15 protein-coding genes are annotated in these 19,425 nt (G+C 39.9%); 11 read left to right on the top strand and 4 right to left on the bottom strand.

Going from position 1 to position 19,425, the window contains the following annotated elements; all coding sequences use genetic code 11:
• Nucleotides 1–28: 28 nt before the first annotated feature.
• Both A0J48_RS14210 and A0J48_RS14205 read right to left on the bottom strand, forming a co-directional pair.
• Complete coding sequence (locus A0J48_RS14210; RefSeq protein WP_200324039.1) at nt 29–604, bottom strand: DUF924 family protein; 576 nt, start codon at nt 602–604, stop codon at nt 29–31.
• Nucleotides 605–609: 5 nt separating this feature from the next.
• Nucleotides 610–1,167 carry an SRPBCC family protein gene (locus A0J48_RS14205; protein ID WP_200324038.1) on the bottom strand — a complete coding sequence of 186 codons (558 nt, stop codon included), beginning with the start codon at nt 1,165–1,167 and terminating at the stop codon, nt 610–612.
• A gap of 646 nt (nt 1,168–1,813) precedes the next feature.
• On the opposite strand from A0J48_RS14205, the gene A0J48_RS14200 reads away from it, so the two are divergent.
• From A0J48_RS14200 to A0J48_RS14175, 6 genes are all read left to right on the top strand, one after another.
• Nucleotides 1,814–2,008, top strand: coding sequence for a hypothetical protein (locus tag A0J48_RS14200; protein ID WP_200324037.1), 195 nt, complete (start codon nt 1,814–1,816; stop codon nt 2,006–2,008).
• Nucleotides 2,009–2,092: 84 nt separating this feature from the next.
• Nucleotides 2,093–2,257, top strand: a complete 165-nt coding sequence (gene rd, locus A0J48_RS14195) for a rubredoxin (protein ID WP_200324035.1) — start codon at nt 2,093–2,095, stop codon at nt 2,255–2,257.
• Nucleotides 2,258–2,583: 326 nt separating this feature from the next.
• Nucleotides 2,584–3,810 (top strand): BaiN/RdsA family NAD(P)/FAD-dependent oxidoreductase, encoded by a 1,227-nt coding sequence (locus A0J48_RS14190; RefSeq protein WP_200324043.1) that lies wholly within the window; start codon nt 2,584–2,586, stop codon nt 3,808–3,810.
• Nucleotides 3,811–4,012: 202 nt separating this feature from the next.
• Nucleotides 4,013–5,059 (top strand): UDP-3-O-(3-hydroxymyristoyl)glucosamine N-acyltransferase, encoded by a 1,047-nt coding sequence (lpxD, locus tag A0J48_RS14185; protein ID WP_200324033.1) that lies wholly within the window; start codon nt 4,013–4,015, stop codon nt 5,057–5,059.
• A 368-nt stretch (nt 5,060–5,427) separates the two neighbouring features.
• On the top strand, nt 5,428–5,700 hold the full coding sequence (locus tag A0J48_RS14180; protein WP_200324032.1) for a hypothetical protein: 273 nt from the start codon (nt 5,428–5,430) through the stop codon (nt 5,698–5,700).
• On the top strand, nt 5,697–6,062 hold the full coding sequence (locus tag A0J48_RS14175; protein WP_200324031.1) for a clan AA aspartic protease: 366 nt from the start codon (nt 5,697–5,699) through the stop codon (nt 6,060–6,062). Before A0J48_RS14180 ends, A0J48_RS14175 begins: the two co-directional genes overlap by 4 nt.
• 36 nt (nt 6,063–6,098) lie before the next feature.
• Here the strand turns inward: A0J48_RS14175 and A0J48_RS14170 are convergent, their stop codons facing one another.
• On the bottom strand, nt 6,099–7,004 hold the full coding sequence (locus A0J48_RS14170; protein ID WP_200324030.1) for a CoB--CoM heterodisulfide reductase iron-sulfur subunit B family protein: 906 nt from the start codon (nt 7,002–7,004) through the stop codon (nt 6,099–6,101).
• A 262-nt stretch (nt 7,005–7,266) separates the two neighbouring features.
• Here A0J48_RS14170 and acpP point away from each other — a divergent pair, with 262 nt between their 5' ends.
• From acpP to A0J48_RS14145, 5 genes are all read left to right on the top strand, one after another.
• Complete coding sequence (acpP, locus tag A0J48_RS14165) at nt 7,267–7,521, top strand: acyl carrier protein (RefSeq protein ID WP_200324029.1); 255 nt, start codon at nt 7,267–7,269, stop codon at nt 7,519–7,521.
• Between the two features lie 244 nt (nt 7,522–7,765).
• Nucleotides 7,766–9,013, top strand: a complete 1,248-nt coding sequence (fabF, locus tag A0J48_RS14160) for a beta-ketoacyl-ACP synthase II (protein ID WP_200324028.1) — start codon at nt 7,766–7,768, stop codon at nt 9,011–9,013.
• A gap of 343 nt (nt 9,014–9,356) precedes the next feature.
• Nucleotides 9,357–11,369: a transketolase gene (tkt, locus tag A0J48_RS14155; RefSeq protein ID WP_200324027.1), complete on the top strand. Its 2,013-nt coding sequence runs from the start codon at nt 9,357–9,359 to the stop codon at nt 11,367–11,369.
• Between the two features lie 134 nt (nt 11,370–11,503).
• Nucleotides 11,504–12,988, top strand: a complete 1,485-nt coding sequence (locus A0J48_RS14150; RefSeq protein ID WP_200324025.1) for a diguanylate cyclase domain-containing protein — start codon at nt 11,504–11,506, stop codon at nt 12,986–12,988.
• A 136-nt stretch (nt 12,989–13,124) separates the two neighbouring features.
• The gene (locus A0J48_RS14145; RefSeq protein WP_234300921.1) at nt 13,125–17,834 is read left to right on the top strand and encodes a PAS domain S-box protein; all 4,710 of its coding nucleotides are present in this window, start codon (nt 13,125–13,127) and stop codon (nt 17,832–17,834) included.
• A 456-nt stretch (nt 17,835–18,290) separates the two neighbouring features.
• Here A0J48_RS14145 and A0J48_RS14140 read toward each other — a convergent pair whose 3' ends face one another.
• Complete coding sequence (locus A0J48_RS14140; RefSeq protein WP_200324021.1) at nt 18,291–19,361, bottom strand: hybrid sensor histidine kinase/response regulator; 1,071 nt, start codon at nt 19,359–19,361, stop codon at nt 18,291–18,293.
• Between the last annotated feature and the right edge of the window lie 64 nt (nt 19,362–19,425).

Genomic DNA, 19,425 nt, shown 5'->3' with positions numbered 1-19,425 from the left:
ACACCCCACACCCCACACCCTACACTCTCTAAAATGTACTGCCTTCTTCCTGTAAAAATTCCTCTTCTTCAGAGGTAGATACACGCCCTAAGATTTGATTACGATGAGGAAAACGCCCAAACCGGGCAATAATTTCTTTATGCCTAAACGCATACTCTATAGGACTAGCACTATCAGGATCGTGACTAAGCTGCTGAAATAATTTAATGCACTTGCGCTGGTGTTCTAAATTTTCACTGTGTTCAAAAGGTAAGTAAATAAACCAACGTTGTACAGGCAGCAATTCCCGGTCATAACCTTGTGCAACAGCGTGTTGTGCTGCTGAGAGTGCTTCCCAGTCAGTTGCAAAGGCTTGGGGGGTGTTGCGAAACATATTTCGGGGAAATTGATCTAGCAGCAGAATTAAAGCTAAACAGGTTTCCGGTGTGTTTATCCAATCGTCTAAGTATCCCTGTGCAGCTTTTTGGTAATCTGAAAAAAACCGAGTCTGTATTTCTCGGTCTATATCAGGTTCTTTGCTAAACCATAGTTGTCGGGGTTTACCGTAACCTAGTTCATCAGGATGACCAAACCAAAATTCCAAAATAGCTTTTGCCTGTGACATTACTGTTATTGACTATTACAAAGCACTTGTCGCATTTTACGCATATTCGCTGGTAATTCCAAGTTTATTGCTTGTTGAATAAAAATTGAGGGGATGGGAATATTCGGTGTTGCTTGCACTGTATAGGCTAATAGCGTACCATTACCCAAGTCTTGCAGTTCTAATTTGGCGTGAAAATCCTCAAAGCTACCCTTTTCCATGCGAAATTGAATTTGCTGCCCTATCACCTCAACAACGTTGAGATAAATTTCTACTTGGGCTGTGAAAATTAAAAAAGCTTTTTGTGCCGCTTGATACAGACGTTTGACATCACCTTTGCCTAAAACTTCGCTTTTGGTAATGTCAGGAAAATATTGTACCCACCGAGGGTAATCTGTAAGCTGCTGCCATACATTTGTACGTACTAAGGGTAAATACATCCACGCGGTGACAGCACCACCCCAGATTGTATGCGATCGCGGTTGCAGCAAAATCTCACCCTGTATCAACATCCTTTGCTTGTCTTGATTCCAGAGCATATTTGTACCTTTATTATTGGAGTCTGAGATATCAAACGCAGACATAGTGATTTTAGTTACTCCTCAATTAAGAGTTATCAGTGAACTTTCTTCTCGTTTAGCTGCTATTTCCCTGAGATTTACCCATCTTGAAATGCGTCAGGTTTCAGTAGGGGTCTAAATGACTGTAAATAAAACTTGGTAACTGAATATATATGGCAGGGAATAGGGAACTCTTAACAGAAACCAGGATTGAAAGTCTTTTGGTCTTCGTGTTTTCTGATCACTGTCTGTTTTCATCCATTGACAAATGCCATAACTGATTCCCATCATCCACCAAACTAGGAGCTGTAAACCATCAAATTTTGATAAATTTTACTCCTCTAAATTTTAATTACAGTTGAATTTTTGGAATTATGCACTTTACAAATTTACCATGATATGTATTAACATAATTTTGTCGTTTCAGACTTTTGGTAATTGTTGGTTTGCACTTTCTTTGAACCAAACCTACAAAAACTCTTCACCGAAAAGTATTGGGTCGTGATGCGTCCCACAGTTAGGACAATCCCACTCCCATGTTGTGTAAATTAGTTATAATTTTGGCATCTGTGCAGAAATTCTCAAAAATATCTTTCTCCCTACTTCCTACCACTTACACCCTGTCTCGACCGGAAATTTTTTGACCTGCTGAAATTGAGAGGAAAATCAAGTGAATCAATCTTATATCAATCGCAAATTAACCCAAATACTGGGCATTCTTTTGGGTATGGGAATAGCCCTATGGACACTCAGAGGCTTGGGAATTCTCACTTTTGTTCCTGGTGGTGTAATTTGGCTGTTGTTGTTCGGAGCGATCGCATTAGGTATTTTTGGTTACTTTCAACGCAGATGGTGGCGTTTTTAATATCTATCACCGGGTATAAGCAAATAAATACATTTATATATAAATTTATATATAAACTTATAAGAAATAGCAGAAATATACACAATGATAAAATATATATGTACTGTTTGTGGATATGAATATGACCCCGAAATAGGTGATCCTGATAGTGGCATAGAACCAGGAACAGCCTTTGAAGATATCCCTGATGATTGGGTATGTCCAGTTTGTGGTGCAGTAAAATCAGATTTTGAAATGGTGGAAGAGTAAAGGGTTTAGGGGTGTAGGGGTGTAGGAGAGAAAAATAAATTCTTCCTACTGAACTACTAAACTCCTGATAGCGCAGCGTGGCGTAAGCCATACTACTGAACTACTGATAGCGAAGCGTGGCGTTAGCCATACTCCTGAACTCCTATAGTATAGGACTTACGCAAAACAACGAAAGATAAAGGTTTTGGAATGGTAGGGTGATGGTGAGATAGATAGGAGGAAAACCCCTACACCCTTACACCCTTACACCCTTACACCCAGCCCTGACGACAGATTCTGTGCGTAAGTCCTGTAGTAAAGTAGGTGTTATTGAAAAATTATTGAAGTTGTTACCCTTGCAAATTGTAGTTATTGGTGGTGGGGCAGCAGGTTTCTTTGGTGCGATCGCCTGTGCCGAAGCTAATCCTCAAGCCCAAGTTACTGTAATAGAAGCCAGTCGTCAACCACTGGCAAAAGTTCTCATTTCCGGTGGGGGACGCTGTAACGTCACTCACGCTTGTTTTGCTGCTGAAGAGTTAGTGCAGAATTACCCCAGAGGTGGTAAAGCCTTGCGGGGTGCTTTTACTCGTTTTCAACCCTTAGACACAGTAGCTTGGTTTGCCGCACATGGTGTAAATTTGAAAACAGAAGCAGATGGACGGATGTTTCCCATTACAGATCGTTCCGAAACCATTGCCGAATCTTTAATCAAGGCTGTAGCTATTGCTGATGTAGAACTTAGTATTGGTACACCTGTAATTTCTGTAAACCGAAAAAACGAGGGTTTTGAAATTGTTCTCAAATCAGGAGAAACTCTAGATTGCCATCGCTTACTTTTAGCTACAGGTAGTAATTTAATCGGTCATAAAATCGCTAGAGAATTAGGTCATCAGATTGAAACCCCTGTTCCTTCCCTATTTACTTTCAACATTCCTGAACCCAAGTTTCGAGCCTTAGCAGGAATTAGCGTTAATCCTGTAAATATACGTTTAGCAGTTGCAGGTAAAAACCCATTACAACAAACAGGACCCTTGTTAATTACCCATTGGGGTGTGAGTGGTCCAGCAGTGTTGAAATTATCCGCTTGGGGTGCAAGAATTCTCCATGAAACCCGTTATCAAGGCAAATTATATATTAATTGGTTGCCCAACTTGCCACAAGCAGAAGTTAGACAAAGGCTGTTAAATGTAAAACAAGAATGGGGCAAAAAAGCGATCGCTCTCCATCGCGGAGTAGACTTACCTCACCGTCTCTGGCAATACTTAATCGCTCGTATCGGTATTACCACTGAAGACCGTTGGGCAGAAATATCCAGCAAAACCTTAAATCAGCTAGTTCAAGAAATCTCTCAGGGAGAATATTTAATTAATGGCAAAGGTGCTTTTAAAGAAGAATTTGTTACCTGTGGTGGGGTAAACCTCAAAGAAGTGAACTTTAAAACAATGGAAAGTAAATTAGTTCCTGGTTTGTACTTTGCTGGGGAAATTTTGGATATTGATGGTATTACTGGGGGTTTTAACTTTCAAAGTGCTTGGACAACCGCTTATTTAGCTGGACAAAACATGGCGGTGTAAAGTGTAAGGGTGTGGGGAAGAAAAAGCTCCGAAGTTGAGGTACAAGCTCCTACTTTTAAGTATGGAAACAGAAAAAAGATGTATTTTGAGGTGCGTAGTGCGAAAAATACAGCGTCCTTGCTTGAAACCCCTGATTTTAATTATGGGGTTCCCTACACCCTGTTGGTGACAAAGCCTTTAAATCAACTTTCAAGATGGAATTATGAAATTTAGTGAAATTCTTAATTTATTAGCTGAAACTGTTAAAACACACAGCCTGGAAACTAACCCAGAACAAAATCCTGAAATCACTGGAGTTGCAGCTATAGATGAAGCAACCAGTGGGAGTATCAGTTATGTGGAAGGGGGAAAATTTGCCTCTTTTATCAATTCTACTCATGCTAGTGCTTTAATTTTGCCTCAAAATGAACAATTGCAGATGCAAGCAACAGAAAAGGGTATTGCATGGTTAACAACAGCAGAACCAAGATTATTGTTTGCTCAAGCGATCGCTCTTTTTTATCAACCCTATCAACCCACCCCAGAAATTCATCCCAGCGCCGTTATTCACCCCACAGCCAAAATCGGTAAAGATGTGTATATTGGCGCTCATGTGGTCATTTCTCAAGGTGCAGAAATTGGTAACGGTGCAGTTATCCATCCCAATGTCGTTGTTTATCCAGATGCAAAAATAGGCGATCGCACCACCTTACACGCCAACTGTACCATCCACGAGCGTACCCAAATCGGTGCAGACTGCGTAATTCACAGCGGTGCTGTTATCGGTGCAGAAGGTTTTGGTTTTGTTCCTACCCGCACAGGTTGGTTAAAAATGGAACAATCTGGTTATACAGTTTTGGAAGATGGGGTAGAAATTGGTTGTAACAGTGCAGTAGACCGTCCCGCAGTGGGAGAAACCAGAATTGGCAAATATACAAAAATTGACAACTTAGTACAAATTGGTCATGGTTGCCAAATTGGATCAGGTTGTGCGATCGCAGGTCAAGCAGGTATGGCTGGAGGTGTGAAGGTAGGCAATCGAGTTATACTAGCTGGACAGTCAGGAATAGCAAATCAAGTGACAATAGGAGATGGTGCGATCGCCTCTGCTCAAGCTGGTATTCACAACAATGTTGCACCAGGAGAAATTGTTTCTGGTTCTCCAGCAATTCCACACAAACTATATCTGAAAGTCTCTGCTGTTTATAGCCGTCTGCCAGATATTTATCAATCTTTAAAGGAATTAAAACGTCAATTAGGACAAAAGTAACCTTTTAACTCAACATCCTTAACTTTTCATTTTTTCTGGGAAGCACTGCTGATTAAATGTAGAGTTTCCCTGACGGATTACAAGGGCATAAATGCGATCACTTTTATCCTACATTCCGCTGTATTCGTAGGAATTTATGCAGGTAATTGAAGGGTGAGCGCACGCCATAGGACATTAAGATTTGCTAATATTCAAGCCTTACCACTCGTAAATTTTAGCTCTTTTATTTTATCATTTACAGCACGGTGTAAATTAACCCACTATTTAAAAAATCTGAGACCATTACGAATTTCGCCATACAATACTAGCTTTTGTTTTCCAATCGTAATGGAAACCTACGGAATTTGAAGAAAAAGGATATTGGCTGTATGTCCAAACCCAAACTTAGTGATGACGAAATTACCCAACGTGGCAAAGAAATCTATGAAAATAGCATTCGTCCTCTAGTAGAAACACCAGCAAATATCGGCAAAATTATCTCAATCAATGTTGAGACTGGCGAATATGAAATAGGTGATGATTTACTAACAACAAGTCTGCGGCTACGAACCAAACAAGCGGATGTAGCACTTTGGACAGAAAGAATTGGGTTTAATGCCGTCTATGCGGTTGGTGGTACATTAGTTAGGACGGTAGAGTGATCAATGGAACTGTAGTTGGGCTGCAAGCTCAAATAGGTATAATTTTGTGTCTCTCAGGAAATCCAAACATAGAAATTAAGTGCGTAGTAGATAAGGGATTTGAAGGTTTTTTGACCTTGCCACCTGCTGCAATAGCCAAACTTGGGTTGACTTATGTCACCAGGATTAATGCCAATCTTGCCGATAATTCCAACATTGCAACTGATGTTTATCTAGCAACTATTTTATGGAATGGCGTAGAGCGCAATGTTGCAGTTTTAGCTATGGGTCGTCGTCCACTTATTGGAACTGCACTACTTCAAGATTATCATCTCAGTATTGATTTTCAAGAAGGTGGTACAGTCATAGTTGATGTAATTTAAGCCTACGATAACTGGTAAAACGTAGGCTTTTAGCTGTTAGAGTCCCAATTTTTCCAAAACTGGTTTTGTCGAAACAATATGTCTATCTAAACCCAATAACTCAGGACTAACTCCCAGTGATAAAGCAATTAATTGAGGTAAATGTAAAACAGGTAAACCTAACTTTTTACCAATGACCTTTTCTACCTCTGGCTGACGAGAATCTAAATTTAAATGACACAAAGGACAAGGTGTAACAATACAATCAGCACCACTTTCTAAAGCTTCTTGAATGTGCATCCCTGCCATTTTGAATGATTCTGTAGTAGCATAACTAGAAAGAGGCCAACCACAACATTGAGTGCGTCCACGATAATATATAGGAGTTGCACCCACAGCCCGAAATACATTTTCCATTGCTTCCGGTTTGAATGGGTCGTCATTAAGCATAGATTGTTGAGCGCGGAGGAGATAACAGCCATAAAAAGCTGCACATTTGAGACTTGATAACTTGCGGGTGACACGCTGACTGATTTTTTCTAAACCATAATCTGCCACTAGGGCATAAAGAAGATGTTTCACTTCCGTAGTACCACGATAAGGCAAACAACCTTCTTTTTGTAACAACCCATTAACTTGATGCAAGTAATCGGTATTAGTTAACTGATATTCTTTCAAACGTTCATCGACATGACCAATTACTCCTTGACAAGTGCTGCAATGAGTCAATAAAGGTAAATTTAATTCTTCTGCCAGAGCGATATTTCTTGCGTTAACCGTATCTTCTAACAATTGAGAATCTTCTTTAAACGTACCAGAACCACAGCAAGCCGCTTTTTTCAGTTCAATTAGTTCAATGCCTAATGCTTTTGAGAGAGCTAGGGTAGATTGGTGAAGCTCTCGACAAGCCCCTTGAGCAACACAACCTGGAAAATAAGCGTATTTTAGCGTTGGCAATAACATAAAATTATGTTTGAGTTTGAGATGAGGATAACAAACTTGAAAAAGACAGGCAGCAAGAGGCAGTAGGCAAGAGGTAAGGATAAGGAGTAGAGTGCAGGAAAAAATTAATCAACATTTTGCATGAGTACCCCTGGCCTTTTTCCTTTTTCCACTGATAACTGATAACTGTACTGAGGATCACGCTTTCCGATAAGATGTATATGCTCAAAAAAACATTTCTCATCAAGAGCAGATCATAGCAACTAGTTAAGGACTTTTATCTATGAGCCAAGCTGACATTTTTGAAAAAGTAAAGACTATCGTAGTCAAGCAACTGGAGATTGAGGACGCTAGTAAAGTAGTACCAAATGCTTCATTTACAGATGATTTACAAGCTGATTCTCTCGATATTGTGGAATTGGTAATGGCTTTGGAAGAAGAATTTGATATCGAAATTCCTGATGAAGACGCTGAAAAGATTTTAACGGTTCAAGAGGTAGTAGACTACATCAACAGTCACGCTGCTACATCTGCCTGAAAAATTTCTGAGTCCTGATGATCCAGTGCATTGGTCAAGCAACGCAGTCCGAGGAATCTCTCCTATAAGGCACTGCCTAGCCACAACCCTCAGCCAATGTGTAGCAATTAAATTTGCTCCGTGCTGAGTAAGTCCTACTTCTGTGAAAAGCACTAAGCATAAATATAATCTTGGCTCAGGACTCACAACTCAGCACTTTATAAATTGTTCTGCTTGCTGCTTTTTCGCTACCTTTAACTGAATCATGACAGACTATAAACGTAAACGCGTTGTTGTAACTGGTGTTGGCGCGATTACACCTCTTGGTAACACACCATCTGAATATTGGGAAGGATTGTTAAGCGGACGCAATGGCATAGACTACATTACATCTTTTGATGCGTCTAAGCATGACTGTCGAATTGCGGGGGAGGTGAAGAATTTCGATCCTCATGAATACATGGTGCGTAAAGAAGCCAAGCGCACAGATCGGTTTGCCCAATTTGCGATCGCAGCTGCTAAACAGGCCATATCAGACGCGCAATTAGTTATCAATGACCTCAACGCCGAACACATAGGTGTCATGATCGGTTCAGGTGTTGGTGGCATTAAAGTATTAGAAGATCAACAAACAGTCTACCTCAATCGAGGAGCTGATCGCTGTAGTCCGTTCATGATACCGATGATGATTGCCAATATGGCAGCAGGATTAACAGCAATTCACACAGGTGCTAAAGGTCCAAATTCCTGTTCTGTGACAGCTTGCGCGGCTGGTTCCAACGCCATTGGGGACGCTTTTCGTCTAATTCAAAATGGCTATGCCCAAGCCATGATTTGTGGCGGTTCTGAAGCAGCCGTAACACCCTTATCTGTAGCAGGATTTGCCGCAGCTAAGGCCCTTTCAACTCGCAATGACCCAAACGCAGCGTCTCGTCCCTTTGACAGAGACCGAGATGGGTTTGTCATGGGTGAAGGTTCAGGAATTTTAATTCTGGAAGAATTAGAACACGCCCTCAGTCGCGGCGCTCGCATCTACGCAGAAATGATCGGCTATGGCATGACCTGTGATGCATATCATATTACCTCCCCTGTACCCGGTGGTTTAGGTGCTGCTAGAGCAATAGAACTGGCACTCAAAGATGCTCAACTAACACCAGAAATGGTGAGTTACATCAATGCTCATGGAACTAGCACTTCAGCCAATGATGTCACAGAAACAGCAGCCATTAAAAAGGCGTTAGGCGATCAGGCTTACAAGATAGCAATTAGTTCCACCAAGTCTATGACAGGACACCTGTTAGGAGGTTCTGGTGGCATTGAAGCAGTGGCCACAGTTTTTGCGATCGCTAATGATCACATCCCCCCAACCATCCATTTGGATAATCCTGATGAGGGTTGTGACTTAGATTATGTACCCCACACTAGCCGTCAGCAAAAAGTAGATGTGGCATTATCCAACTCTTTTGGATTTGGTGGACATAATGTCACCATAGCCTTTAAGAAATACCTCTAAAACTCAAGGGTGTAGGGTGTAGGGTGTAGGGTGTAGGGGGAAGAAACTTAACTTTTGCCTCCTGCCTTTTGCCTCCTGCCTCTTCCCGTCTACCTCCTTGAACTCCTTGCCTTGTGAACTCCTAAAGTGAACCTGTGGAAAGTATGATAAATATCATTCCCAGATGAACCAAGGGTTCGGCACAACCAAATTATTAGCTTTATTCATTACCAGAAACTCAGAATATCCCGCTTGTTGATCGACAGGCAGGAATGGGATGATGAGAATGATGGGATCGCTTTATTACGAACCCAGAAATAGCAAGCTACAAAGAGTGTTAACCCGTCGTTAAAAACAAGAGATTATGGCTGTTGCAACCCAATCCCTCGAAGAACTTTGTATTAACTCGATCCGCTTTTTGGCTGTTGATGCCATAGAAAAATCCAAATCGGGACACCCCGGACTACCGATGGGCGCGGCTCCAATGGCTTTTGTACTTTGGGATCGCTTCATGCGTTATAATCCCAAAAATCCCCAGTGGTTCAACCGCGATCGCTTTGTCTTGTCCGCTGGTCATGGCTCAATGTTGCAGTATGCCTTACTGTATTTGATGGGCTACGATAGCGTTACCATAGACGACATCAAACAATTTCGTCAATGGGGGTCTAAGACCCCAGGCCACCCCGAAAATTTTGTGACAGCAGGTGTAGAAGTAACAACAGGACCTTTAGGTCAGGGAATCGCTAATGCGGTTGGTTTAGCCGTAGCGGAAGCACACCTGGCTGCTAAATTCAACAAACCCGATGCTAAAATTGTTGACCACTACACTTATGTAATTCTTGGTGATGGTTGCAACATGGAAGGTATTTCTGGTGAAGCTGCTTCCATAGCAGGTCACTGGGGATTAGGCAAACTCATCGCTCTTTATGATGACAACCACATCTCTATTGATGGTTCTACAGATGTGGCATTTACCGAAGATGTTTCCAAACGGTTTGAATCTTACGGCTGGCACGTTCTGCACGTTAAAGACGGTAACACCGATTTAGAAGGAATTGCCAAAGCCATTGAGGCAGCAAAAGCTGTAACCGATAAACCCACCATGATTAAGGTGACAACCACCATCGGTTATGGTTCTCCTAACAAAGCAAACACCGCTGGTATTCACGGTGCAGCTTTAGGCCCAGATGAAACAGCATTGACTCGTACAAATTTGGGTTGGAACTACGCACCTTTTGAAATTCCCCAGGATGTACTTAACCATACCCGCAAAGCAGTAGAACGTGGTGCTAGTTACGAAACCGACTGGAACAAAACCTTCGCTGACTACACAGCTAAATATCCCCAAGAAGCCGCAGAATTTGAACGTTTCGTCAGCGGTAAATTACCAGAAGGTTGGGATAAAGTTCTTCCCACCTACACTGTTGAAGACAAAGCACAACCCACCCGCAAACACTCAGAAATCTGCCTTAACAAACTAGGGGCTGTTTTACCGGAATTAATTGGTGGTTCTGCTGACTTAACCCACTCCAACCTCACTGAACTCAAAGGTGCTGGTGACTTCCAAAAAGGACAATTCCAAAATCGCAACATCCACTTTGGTGTGCGGGAACACGCTATGGGTGCGATCGCTAATGGTATAGCTCTACATCGTTCCGGTTTAATACCCTACGGCGCAACTTTCTTAATCTTCACCGATTATATGCGGGCTGCTATTCGTTTGGCGGCTTTGTCCGAAGCTGGGTCAATTTGGGTCATGACTCACGACTCTATCGGCCAAGGTGAAGATGGTCCTACTCACCAACCCATTGAAACCCTAGCTTCTCTGCGTGCTATTCCTGATTTAACAGTAATTCGTCCCGCAGATGGCAACGAAACTTCTGGTGCTTATAAAATAGCGATCGAGAAGTCTAAGGAAAATGCTTCCACTTTATTAGCGTTCACTCGTCAAAACGTTCCTAACTTAGCAGGTACATCTATTGAAGGTGTCGCTAAGGGTGGATATGTAGTAGTGGATAGCCAAGGTACACCAGATATTATCCTCATTGGTACTGGTTCAGAATTGAGTCTCGCTATCACCGCAGCCGAAAAACTCACCGCTGAAGGTAAAAAAGTCCGTGTAGTGTCTCTACCTTCCACAACTTTGTTTGATCAACAGGATGCAGCTTATAGAGAGTCTGTGCTACCAAAAGCTGTTACTAAGCGTCTATCTGTTGAAGCTGCTAGTAGCTTCGGCTGGCATAAATATGTTGGTAGTGAAGGTGACACCGTAAGTATTGATACCTTTGGTGCTTCCGCTCCTGGTGGTACTTGTTTAGAAAAGTTTGGCTTTACCGTTGATAATGTTTTGGCAAAAGCGAAGGCATTGTTGGGTTAATTAGCAACAGTTAATTTTTCATAATTTTCTAGGGTAGGCTGAAAAGTCTACCCTTTTGTTTTAAGACTGCATTAAGATAAGCTTTATTTCAAATACTCCTTCCTATTCCCTATTCCCTAACTTGCATAGCAAACATGACTATTTCTTTGCACCCAAACAAGCCCCTAGTCTTGGTTGTAGATGATGACCTAGTGATACAGATGCAACTACGTCATGCTATGCAAAAAGAAGGATATAAAGTTGTGGAAGCAAGTGATGGCAAAGAAGCTTTAGATATTTATAATCATTTACACCCAGATATAGTTCTTTTAGATGCCATGATGCCAGTGATGGATGGGTTTACCTGCTGCGCTCAATTGCAAGCCCTAGCCAAAGATAAATTTAGAGATGAATTCAGCGACATCATCCCCATATTGATGATTACAGGATTGAATGATCCAGATTCTGTAGACAAAGCTTATGCTGTTGGTGCTAGTGATTATATTACTAAACCGATTCATTGGGCTGTGCTGCGACAAAGAGTTCGTCGTTTGCTACAAATGAGTTGGGCAATGAAGGAATTAAGACACAAAATAGAACAAGAAAAACTCATTGTGACAATTACTCACAAAATTCGGCAATCTTTAAATTTAGAGATAATTCTGAAGACGACCGTAACTGAAGTACGCAAATTACTGCAAGCTGACCGAGTGATTGTTTATCGTTTTCAAGCAGATGGTAGTGGAACTGTATTAGTAGAATCTGTAGGTTCTCAATGGGAACCTGCTCTGGGAAAAGAAGTCACAGATTGCTACTTTGTAGAAAAATGTGGAAAAGACTATAAAAAAGGTAATGTTTATGTTATCAACAATATTTATACCGCAGATATTCCCCAATGTCAAATTGATTTACTTGCCCAATTACAAGCCCAAGCGAATTTAGTTGTTCCTATCGTCCAAGATAAAAATCTATGGGGATTACTAGTTGCTTATCAATGTTCTGGACCCCGCGAATGGCAGCAATTGGATATAGACCTACTCACACAACTAGCAGATCAATTAGTTATAGCTATTCAACAAGCACATATCTATCAACAACTAGAGGCCGCTAATCAAGAATTGAAACGACTGGCAAATATAGATAGTTTAACTCAAATTGCCAATCGTCGCTGCTTTGATGAAGTCTTATTCCAAGAATGGAAACGATTGAAAAGGGAAAAATTACCCTTGTCTTTAATCTTATGCGATATTGATTTTTTCAAAAATTATAATGATACTTATGGACATCCAGCCGGCGATGAATGCCTTAAACAAGTTGCTAAAATTATTAGTCAGGCTATACAACGCCCTGCTGATTTATTAGCCCGTTATGGAGGAGAAGAATTCGTATTAATTCTGCCCTATACAGATACGGAAGGGGCAATTCACATAGCGCAATCAATCAGATATCAAATCACAAACATGGCTATTCCTCATGTTAGTTCTCAAGTTAGTCAATATGTTACCTTGAGTTTAGGAATTGCTACTTTAATTCCTGATTCTCAATGTTCTCCTCAATGTTTAATTAGTCAAGCTGATCAAGCTCTTTATCAGGCAAAACAAGCAGGACGTAATTGTTATGCGATCGCCTCTTCAAACTAAGAGGTGACAGTAAGAAATTAAGAATTAAGAATTAAGAATTAAGAATTAAGAATTAAGAATTAAGAATTAAAAAACTTTTGCCTTCCTCTACTAACAACTGATAACTGATATGGATATTCACCACGGCAATAAATGTATGAAAACAGTTAAATTTTTCAGTAATATGAAATTATTGCCGATGTTAGTGGGAATTTTACTATTGATTATAGTAACTCTGCTCTGGAACAGGTTGTTAACGGAAGAACAAAAGGATATTCAACAACTAGTTCAACAGCAAGCTATGGCTGTTAAAACTGAGTTAACACAGGAACTAACTACCCGAATTGTAGCACTAGAGCGCATGGGGCAACGTTGGGAAAAAAGTGGTGGTACTCCTTACCAAGAATGGAAAGCTGATGCTACAAATTATGTGCAGGACTTTGCTGGTTATCAAGCGATCGCATGGTTAGATCCATCGTATCGAGTCAGGTGGATAATTCCCGAATCAGGAAACGAAGTAGTAAAAAATTTTGATTTTAATCAAAAACTTCAACAAAAAGCAATTCTAGAATCATCTAAAAATAACGACCAAATCACTTTTACACCTACAGTAAATTTGATTAAAGGTAGTAAAATATTCTTAGCATATATTCCCCTATTTATAAATGATAAAATCACCAATAATCTCCAGAATAAATTTGATGGATTTATCATAGGATTTTTGGGAAATAAAATTCTGCTTGATTCTATTTTAAAAATACCATTTGGTTATCAGATCCAGATTTTTGATGGAAAAGATTTAATTTACAATTATGGCGGACAGATTACAGAATTAACTTGGCAACAAAACCTAGTCATTGACGATTATAACCTGAATTGGCACATCATTATTGCACCTAACCATGAATTATTAAAGAAGTTAAGTTCCCCCCTACCAACATTAATACTGTTGGCGGGAATAATGCTAGGGTTGATACTGACATTATTAGTTTATTTTGCTCAAACTACTCTAATCAATCAAAATAAAATAACAGCACTTAACCAAAAATTAAATCAGAGAATATCTCAACATAAACAAACAGAAATTGACCTGCGTAGCAGCGAAAATCGGTTACGGCAGTTACTAGAAACAGTCAAAGTTATTCCTTGGGAAGTAGACCTGAAAACCTGGCGATTTATTTATGTTGGACCCCAAGCAGAAGAATTGCTCGGCTACCCAACTGCACAATGGTATGAAGAAGATTTTTGGGTTAATCATCTACATCCAGATGACCGAGAAAAGTCTATCCAATTTTGCCGACAGCTAACTTCACAGTGTGAAAATCATCAATTTGAATATCGAATATTTGCAGCAGATGGAAAAATAGTTTGGTTACGAGATATTGTAAATGTAGTAGAGCAAGCAGGAACAGCAACTATGCTGCGGGGGTTCATGTTTGATATTACTGACCTGAAGTTAGTTGAAGAAACTTTAAAATTGCGAGAAAGGGCTGTAGCCAGTACCAATAACGGCATTGTTATTGCTGATGCTAAAAGAACTCATCATCCAGTTATTTATGTCAACCCAGCCTTTGAGAAAATTACTGGTTATACCGCCAGCGAAGTTATAGGTAAAAACTGTCGATTTTTACAAAGTCAAGATATTCAGCAATCAGGATTAGAAGAACTAAGAGTAGCAATTAAAGCTGGAAAAAGTTGTGATGTGGTAATTCGTAATTACCGCAAAGATGGCACATTATTTTGGAATGAATTGAGTATTTCACCTATTTATGATGATCACGGACAGTTAACTCATTTCATTGGGATTCAAAATGATATTACCAAAAGGCAAGAAGCAGAAGCAGAAATCAAAGAAAAAGAAGAACGTTGGCAACTAGCACTACAAGGTAATAATGATGGCATTTGGGACTGGAACATCAAAACCAACGCAGTCTTTTTTTCTGCTCACTGGAAAGAAATGTTAGGTTATGAAGACCATGAAATACCTAATCATCTTGATGAATGGGTGAAGCGAGTGCATCCAGATGAATTACCGTGGGTTTTAGAGGTAATTCAAGATCACTTAGCAAAAAAAACTCCCTTTTACATTAGTGAGTATCGAGTTCGCTGTAAAGACAGTAGCTATAAATGGATTCTAGACCGGGGACAAGCACTTTGGGATGAAGAAGGAAATCCTGTGCGGATGGTAGGATCACACACGGACATTACTGAGCGTGTACAAACACAAGAAGCTCTGAGCAAAGAGTTGCAGCGAACACTGTTGTTGAAAAAAATCACTGCTAAAATCCGTCAAAGTTTGGATGTCCAGGAAATATTTGCTACTTCTGCGGCGGAAATTGGCCAAGCTTTGCAAGTGGATCGTTGCTTGATTCATTCTTATATTAGCAACCCTATTCCTTGTATTCCCTTGGTAGCAGAGTATCTAGTTCCTGGTTACTCTTCCATAGTAGAAACAGAAATTCCTGTGATGGGGAATCTCCACGCAGAAACATTGATTTTGCAGGATCAAGCGATCGCCTCTCCAGATGTATACATTGATCCCTTGTTACAGGGATTTACATCTTTCTGCCAAGAAATTCAACTTAAGTCCATGTTGGCAATTCGTATCTCCTATCAAGGGCAACCTAATGGAATCATTTGTTTGCACCAATGCAGCCATTTGCGTATATGGACTACCGAAGAAATTGAATTACTAGAAGCTGTTGCTGCACAGTTGGGCATTGCTGTGGCACAAGCCCAACTTCTACAACAAGAAACTCATCAACGAGAAGAACTAACTCTCAAAAATTTGGCCTTAGAACAGGCAAAACGCACAGCAGAAGCAGCTAACCTGGCAAAAAGTGAATTTTTGGCCATGATGAGCCATGAAATTCGTACACCGATGAATGCTGTAATTGGCATGACAGGAGTCCTATTAGATACTCTTCTAACTCCCCAACAGCAAGACTTTGTAGAAACCATTCGCACTAGCTCCGAAGCTTTGCTGGCCATTATCAACGATATTCTGGATTTTTCTAAAATCGAATCTGGCAAATTAGAACTAGAAGAACAATCTTTTGATTTGCGAGATTGTGTTGAGCAAGTGCTGGATATTTTAGCTCCCAAAGCAGCAGAAAAAGATATTGAATTAGCTTACCTAATTCATTCTCAAGTTCCCACCCAAATCATTGGTGATGTGACTCGTGTGCGTCAGATACTCATGAATCTATTGGGTAATGCTATTAAATTTACCAAAATAGGAGAAGTGATACTTTCTGTACAGGCAAAACTAGTTCCACGCAATATTAGCCATTCCCCAACCCCTATTTACGAGCTTTTATTTGCCATCAAAGATACAGGTATTGGTATTTCCTCAGACAAAATGAAGCGGTTATTTCAACCTTTTTCCCAAGCTGATGCTTCCACAACCAGACAATATGGAGGTACAGGATTAGGGTTAGTGATTAGCCAGCGGTTAAGTGAAATTATGGGTGGTACTCTTTGGGTAGAAAGTCAAGGATTTGTTGGTGGTAATCCTCATCCCAGATGGCAAGATGAAGCAGCAATTTTATCTTTGCAATCTACTTCCGGCTCAATTTTTTATTTTACTGTCACTGCCCCGGTTGATACTGATTCACAACCAGCGGAATTATCAATTTATTCAGTACCTTTGACTGGAAAAAGAATATTAATCGTAGATGATAATCCTGCTCATCGGAAAATTATCAAGGTAACAACTGAGTCTTGGAATATGCAAACTTATACGGCTGCCTCTGGACAGGAAGCCTTAGCACAACTGCGTCTGGGCGCTCATTTTGATATTGGCATTCTAGATATTCGGATGCCGGAAATGGATGGAATTACTTTAGCAAAAGAAATTCGCCAGCAATCAAACTGTCAAAATATGCCCTTGGTAATTCTGACTTCTTTAGCTCAGGCGGAAATTAGTAAAGAATTTAATGATATCGAAATTGCTGCTTATTTGACTAAACCTATTAAACAATCTCAGCTTTATAATGTCCTTGTCCGTATTTTAGTGAATCAACCCATTAAACAGGATATTTTACAGACGAAAACACCAGAAATTGATTTGCATTTGGCAGAAAAATTACCTTTGCGGATTTTGTTAGCAGAGGATACAGTGGTCAATCAAAAAGTGGCTTTATTAATGCTCAAAAAAATTGGTTATCGGGCAGATGTCGCAGCTAATGGTTTAGAAGTTTTGGCAGCATTACAACGTCATTCTTACGATATTGTATTTATGGATGTACAAATGCCAGAAATGGATGGACTGGAAACAACTCAAAGAATTTGTCAACAATGGGAAGCTAGTCAGCGTCCTTATATTATTGCTATGACTGCTAATGCTATGCGGGGCGATCGGGAAATATGTTTAGCTTCTGGTATGGATGACTATATTAGTAAACCAGTTCAGATTGAGAATTTATTTCAAGCACTGATTCAATATGGACAGAAGGCAGAAGGAAGAAGGCAGAAGGTAAAATGTATAAATGAGGGAATGTTTTCGATTACTGATACTCCATGTTCCATAGATCCCAAAATTATTGAATCTTTAAAAGATATGTTGGCAGGTAACGAAATAATATTTGCTGAATTAGTTGAATGTTATTTAGTAGAATCTCCTCCACTTATACAAGCTATGAAAACATCTTTAATAACTAAAAATTCTCAGATGCTCGAACAAACAGCCCATAAATTTAAATCCAGTAGTGCTTCTATGGGAGCAATTATTCTTTCTCAACTTTGCTTACAGTTAGAAATAATGGGAAAAAATGGCAATCTCGAAGAGAGTTTAGAAATATTCTCTCAAGTTGAACAAGAATACAAGAATGTTGAAATTGCTTTGCGACAAAACCTTAAAAATTAACAATTAAACCCCAATATGCTTGAGTTAATCGTAAGTATTCATACCGTTTCTTTATGAGGCTGCGCTAAATTTCTTTAGCTATTTCTTTGTGTACTTTACGTCCTTTGCGGTTATTTATAAAATTCGGCGCATCTTTAGACAGAATTGGTATCAGCAGTCAGTAATCAGTAAATGCCTACGCCACGCTACGCGGTAAGCGCAGCTATGCCCGCAGGGCTTTACAGCTATAGCAGAAGGCAAGAGGCAAGAGTGAAACCCTGCTTATTATTAGGTTTCAAGGATCAATAATGTCCTAATTAAAGAAAATGTCCTGGAGTTGCAGATGGGATCATTAATATTCTGTTAATCATATTTATTCATTAAAGAAAGAAAATTTAGGAGAATAAAAAGATTTTTGATACATCATCAAGAATTTTGCAAACATCTTCTACACCCTCCTGTTCCCTATTCCCTACTTCAAATTTCAACAGTAAAAACTGCCCCTTTTGGTTGATTGCTTTCTACTTGAATTTTTCCTCCATGGGCTTCTACAGTCATTTTACAGAAAGCAAGACCTAACCCAATCTGAGATGCGGCTTTGTTGAAAGTGCCGATTTCGTATTTCTCAAAAATGACCTCACGTAATTCTGGTTTTACTCCTGGACCTGAATCAGCTACTTGAATTTTAGCTCGTCCTGGTGCTGGATAATCAGCCCGTAAAATAATTTGACTATGAGGATGAGAAAATTTCAGTGCATTAGAAATTAGATTATCAATAACTCGACGAAATAAATTCACATCCAAGCTGATACTGCCTCCGGGCTGAGGTAAATAACTAATTAGTTCTATATCTTTGTGAATTATAGCTGCTTCCATATCAGCAATTGCTGAAGAACAAATTTCACATATATCAATATCTGTACGTTGCAAAATCAATTTACCCGCATCTAATTTTGCCATCAGCAGCAAACTATCAATCATTGATTGTAGTTGTTGTCCAGCAGCGATGATCTGACTACTTTTTTGCACCTGACGTTCCTGTGGTAAATTAGCAACTCGCAGCATTTCTGCGGAAAGAATGATTGATGTTAAAGGATTTCGCAAATCATGAACAATCATATTGGAGAGGTCTTCCCGCAATTTTAGAGCGTCTTGAAGAGAGTCGTATTGTTGTTTGATGCGTAGCATTGATCTAACCCGTGATCGCAATTCCATCCCATTCACAGGTTTACTGATAAAATCGTCTGCACCTACAGCCATACATTGAAATAAATCTTCTTTAGCACTCAGCGCCGTAACCATAATCACTGGAATATGTTTCCACTGAGGATTGGATTTAAATTTCTCACAAAATTGGATGCCATTCATTTGCGGCATCATCACATCCAGCAATATCACATCTGGCTGGAAATGAGCTAGGAGATCAAATGCTTGCTGTCCATTGGCAACATAGCTTAATTCATAACCTTCAATATCTAATAGGGCATCAATAACATCAAAGTTATCCGGTTCATCATCAATAATTAAAATTTTTGCTGGGTTTTCCATTATCGGTGATCAGTTATTATTTCTCCGTTATTATTTATCAGTTATTCAGGTATCGCTTATCAGT

The sequence above is a fragment of the Sphaerospermopsis aphanizomenoides BCCUSP55 genome (assembly GCF_001586785.1).
Taxonomy (GTDB): Bacteria; Cyanobacteriota; Cyanobacteriia; order Cyanobacteriales; family Nostocaceae; genus Sphaerospermopsis_A; species Sphaerospermopsis_A aphanizomenoides_A.
The sequence above is the reverse complement of the archived record's forward strand: the minus strand, read 5'-3'. Positions and strand labels throughout refer to the sequence as shown.

Excerpts from the sequence above, each read along its gene's own strand:
- A0J48_RS14210 (WP_200324039.1), bottom strand. The coding sequence starts at position 604 with ATGTCACAGGCAAAAGCTATTTTGGAATTTTGGTTTGGTCATCCTGAT.
- A0J48_RS14205 (WP_200324038.1), bottom strand. The coding sequence starts at position 1,167 with ATGTCTGCGTTTGATATCTCAGACTCCAATAATAAAGGTACAAATATG.
- rd (WP_200324035.1), top strand. The coding sequence starts at position 2,093 with ATGATAAAATATATATGTACTGTTTGTGGATATGAATATGACCCCGAA.
- lpxD (WP_200324033.1), top strand. The coding sequence starts at position 4,013 with ATGAAATTTAGTGAAATTCTTAATTTATTAGCTGAAACTGTTAAAACA.
- A0J48_RS14180 (WP_200324032.1), top strand. The coding sequence starts at position 5,428 with ATGTCCAAACCCAAACTTAGTGATGACGAAATTACCCAACGTGGCAAA.
- A0J48_RS14170 (WP_200324030.1), bottom strand. The coding sequence starts at position 7,004 with ATGTTATTGCCAACGCTAAAATACGCTTATTTTCCAGGTTGTGTTGCT.
- acpP (WP_200324029.1), top strand. The coding sequence starts at position 7,267 with ATGAGCCAAGCTGACATTTTTGAAAAAGTAAAGACTATCGTAGTCAAG.
- fabF (WP_200324028.1), top strand. The coding sequence starts at position 7,766 with ATGACAGACTATAAACGTAAACGCGTTGTTGTAACTGGTGTTGGCGCG.
- tkt (WP_200324027.1), top strand. The coding sequence starts at position 9,357 with ATGGCTGTTGCAACCCAATCCCTCGAAGAACTTTGTATTAACTCGATC.
- A0J48_RS14150 (WP_200324025.1), top strand. The coding sequence starts at position 11,504 with ATGACTATTTCTTTGCACCCAAACAAGCCCCTAGTCTTGGTTGTAGAT.
- A0J48_RS14145 (WP_234300921.1), top strand. The coding sequence starts at position 13,125 with ATGAAAACAGTTAAATTTTTCAGTAATATGAAATTATTGCCGATGTTA.
- A0J48_RS14140 (WP_200324021.1), bottom strand. The coding sequence starts at position 19,361 with ATGGAAAACCCAGCAAAAATTTTAATTATTGATGATGAACCGGATAAC.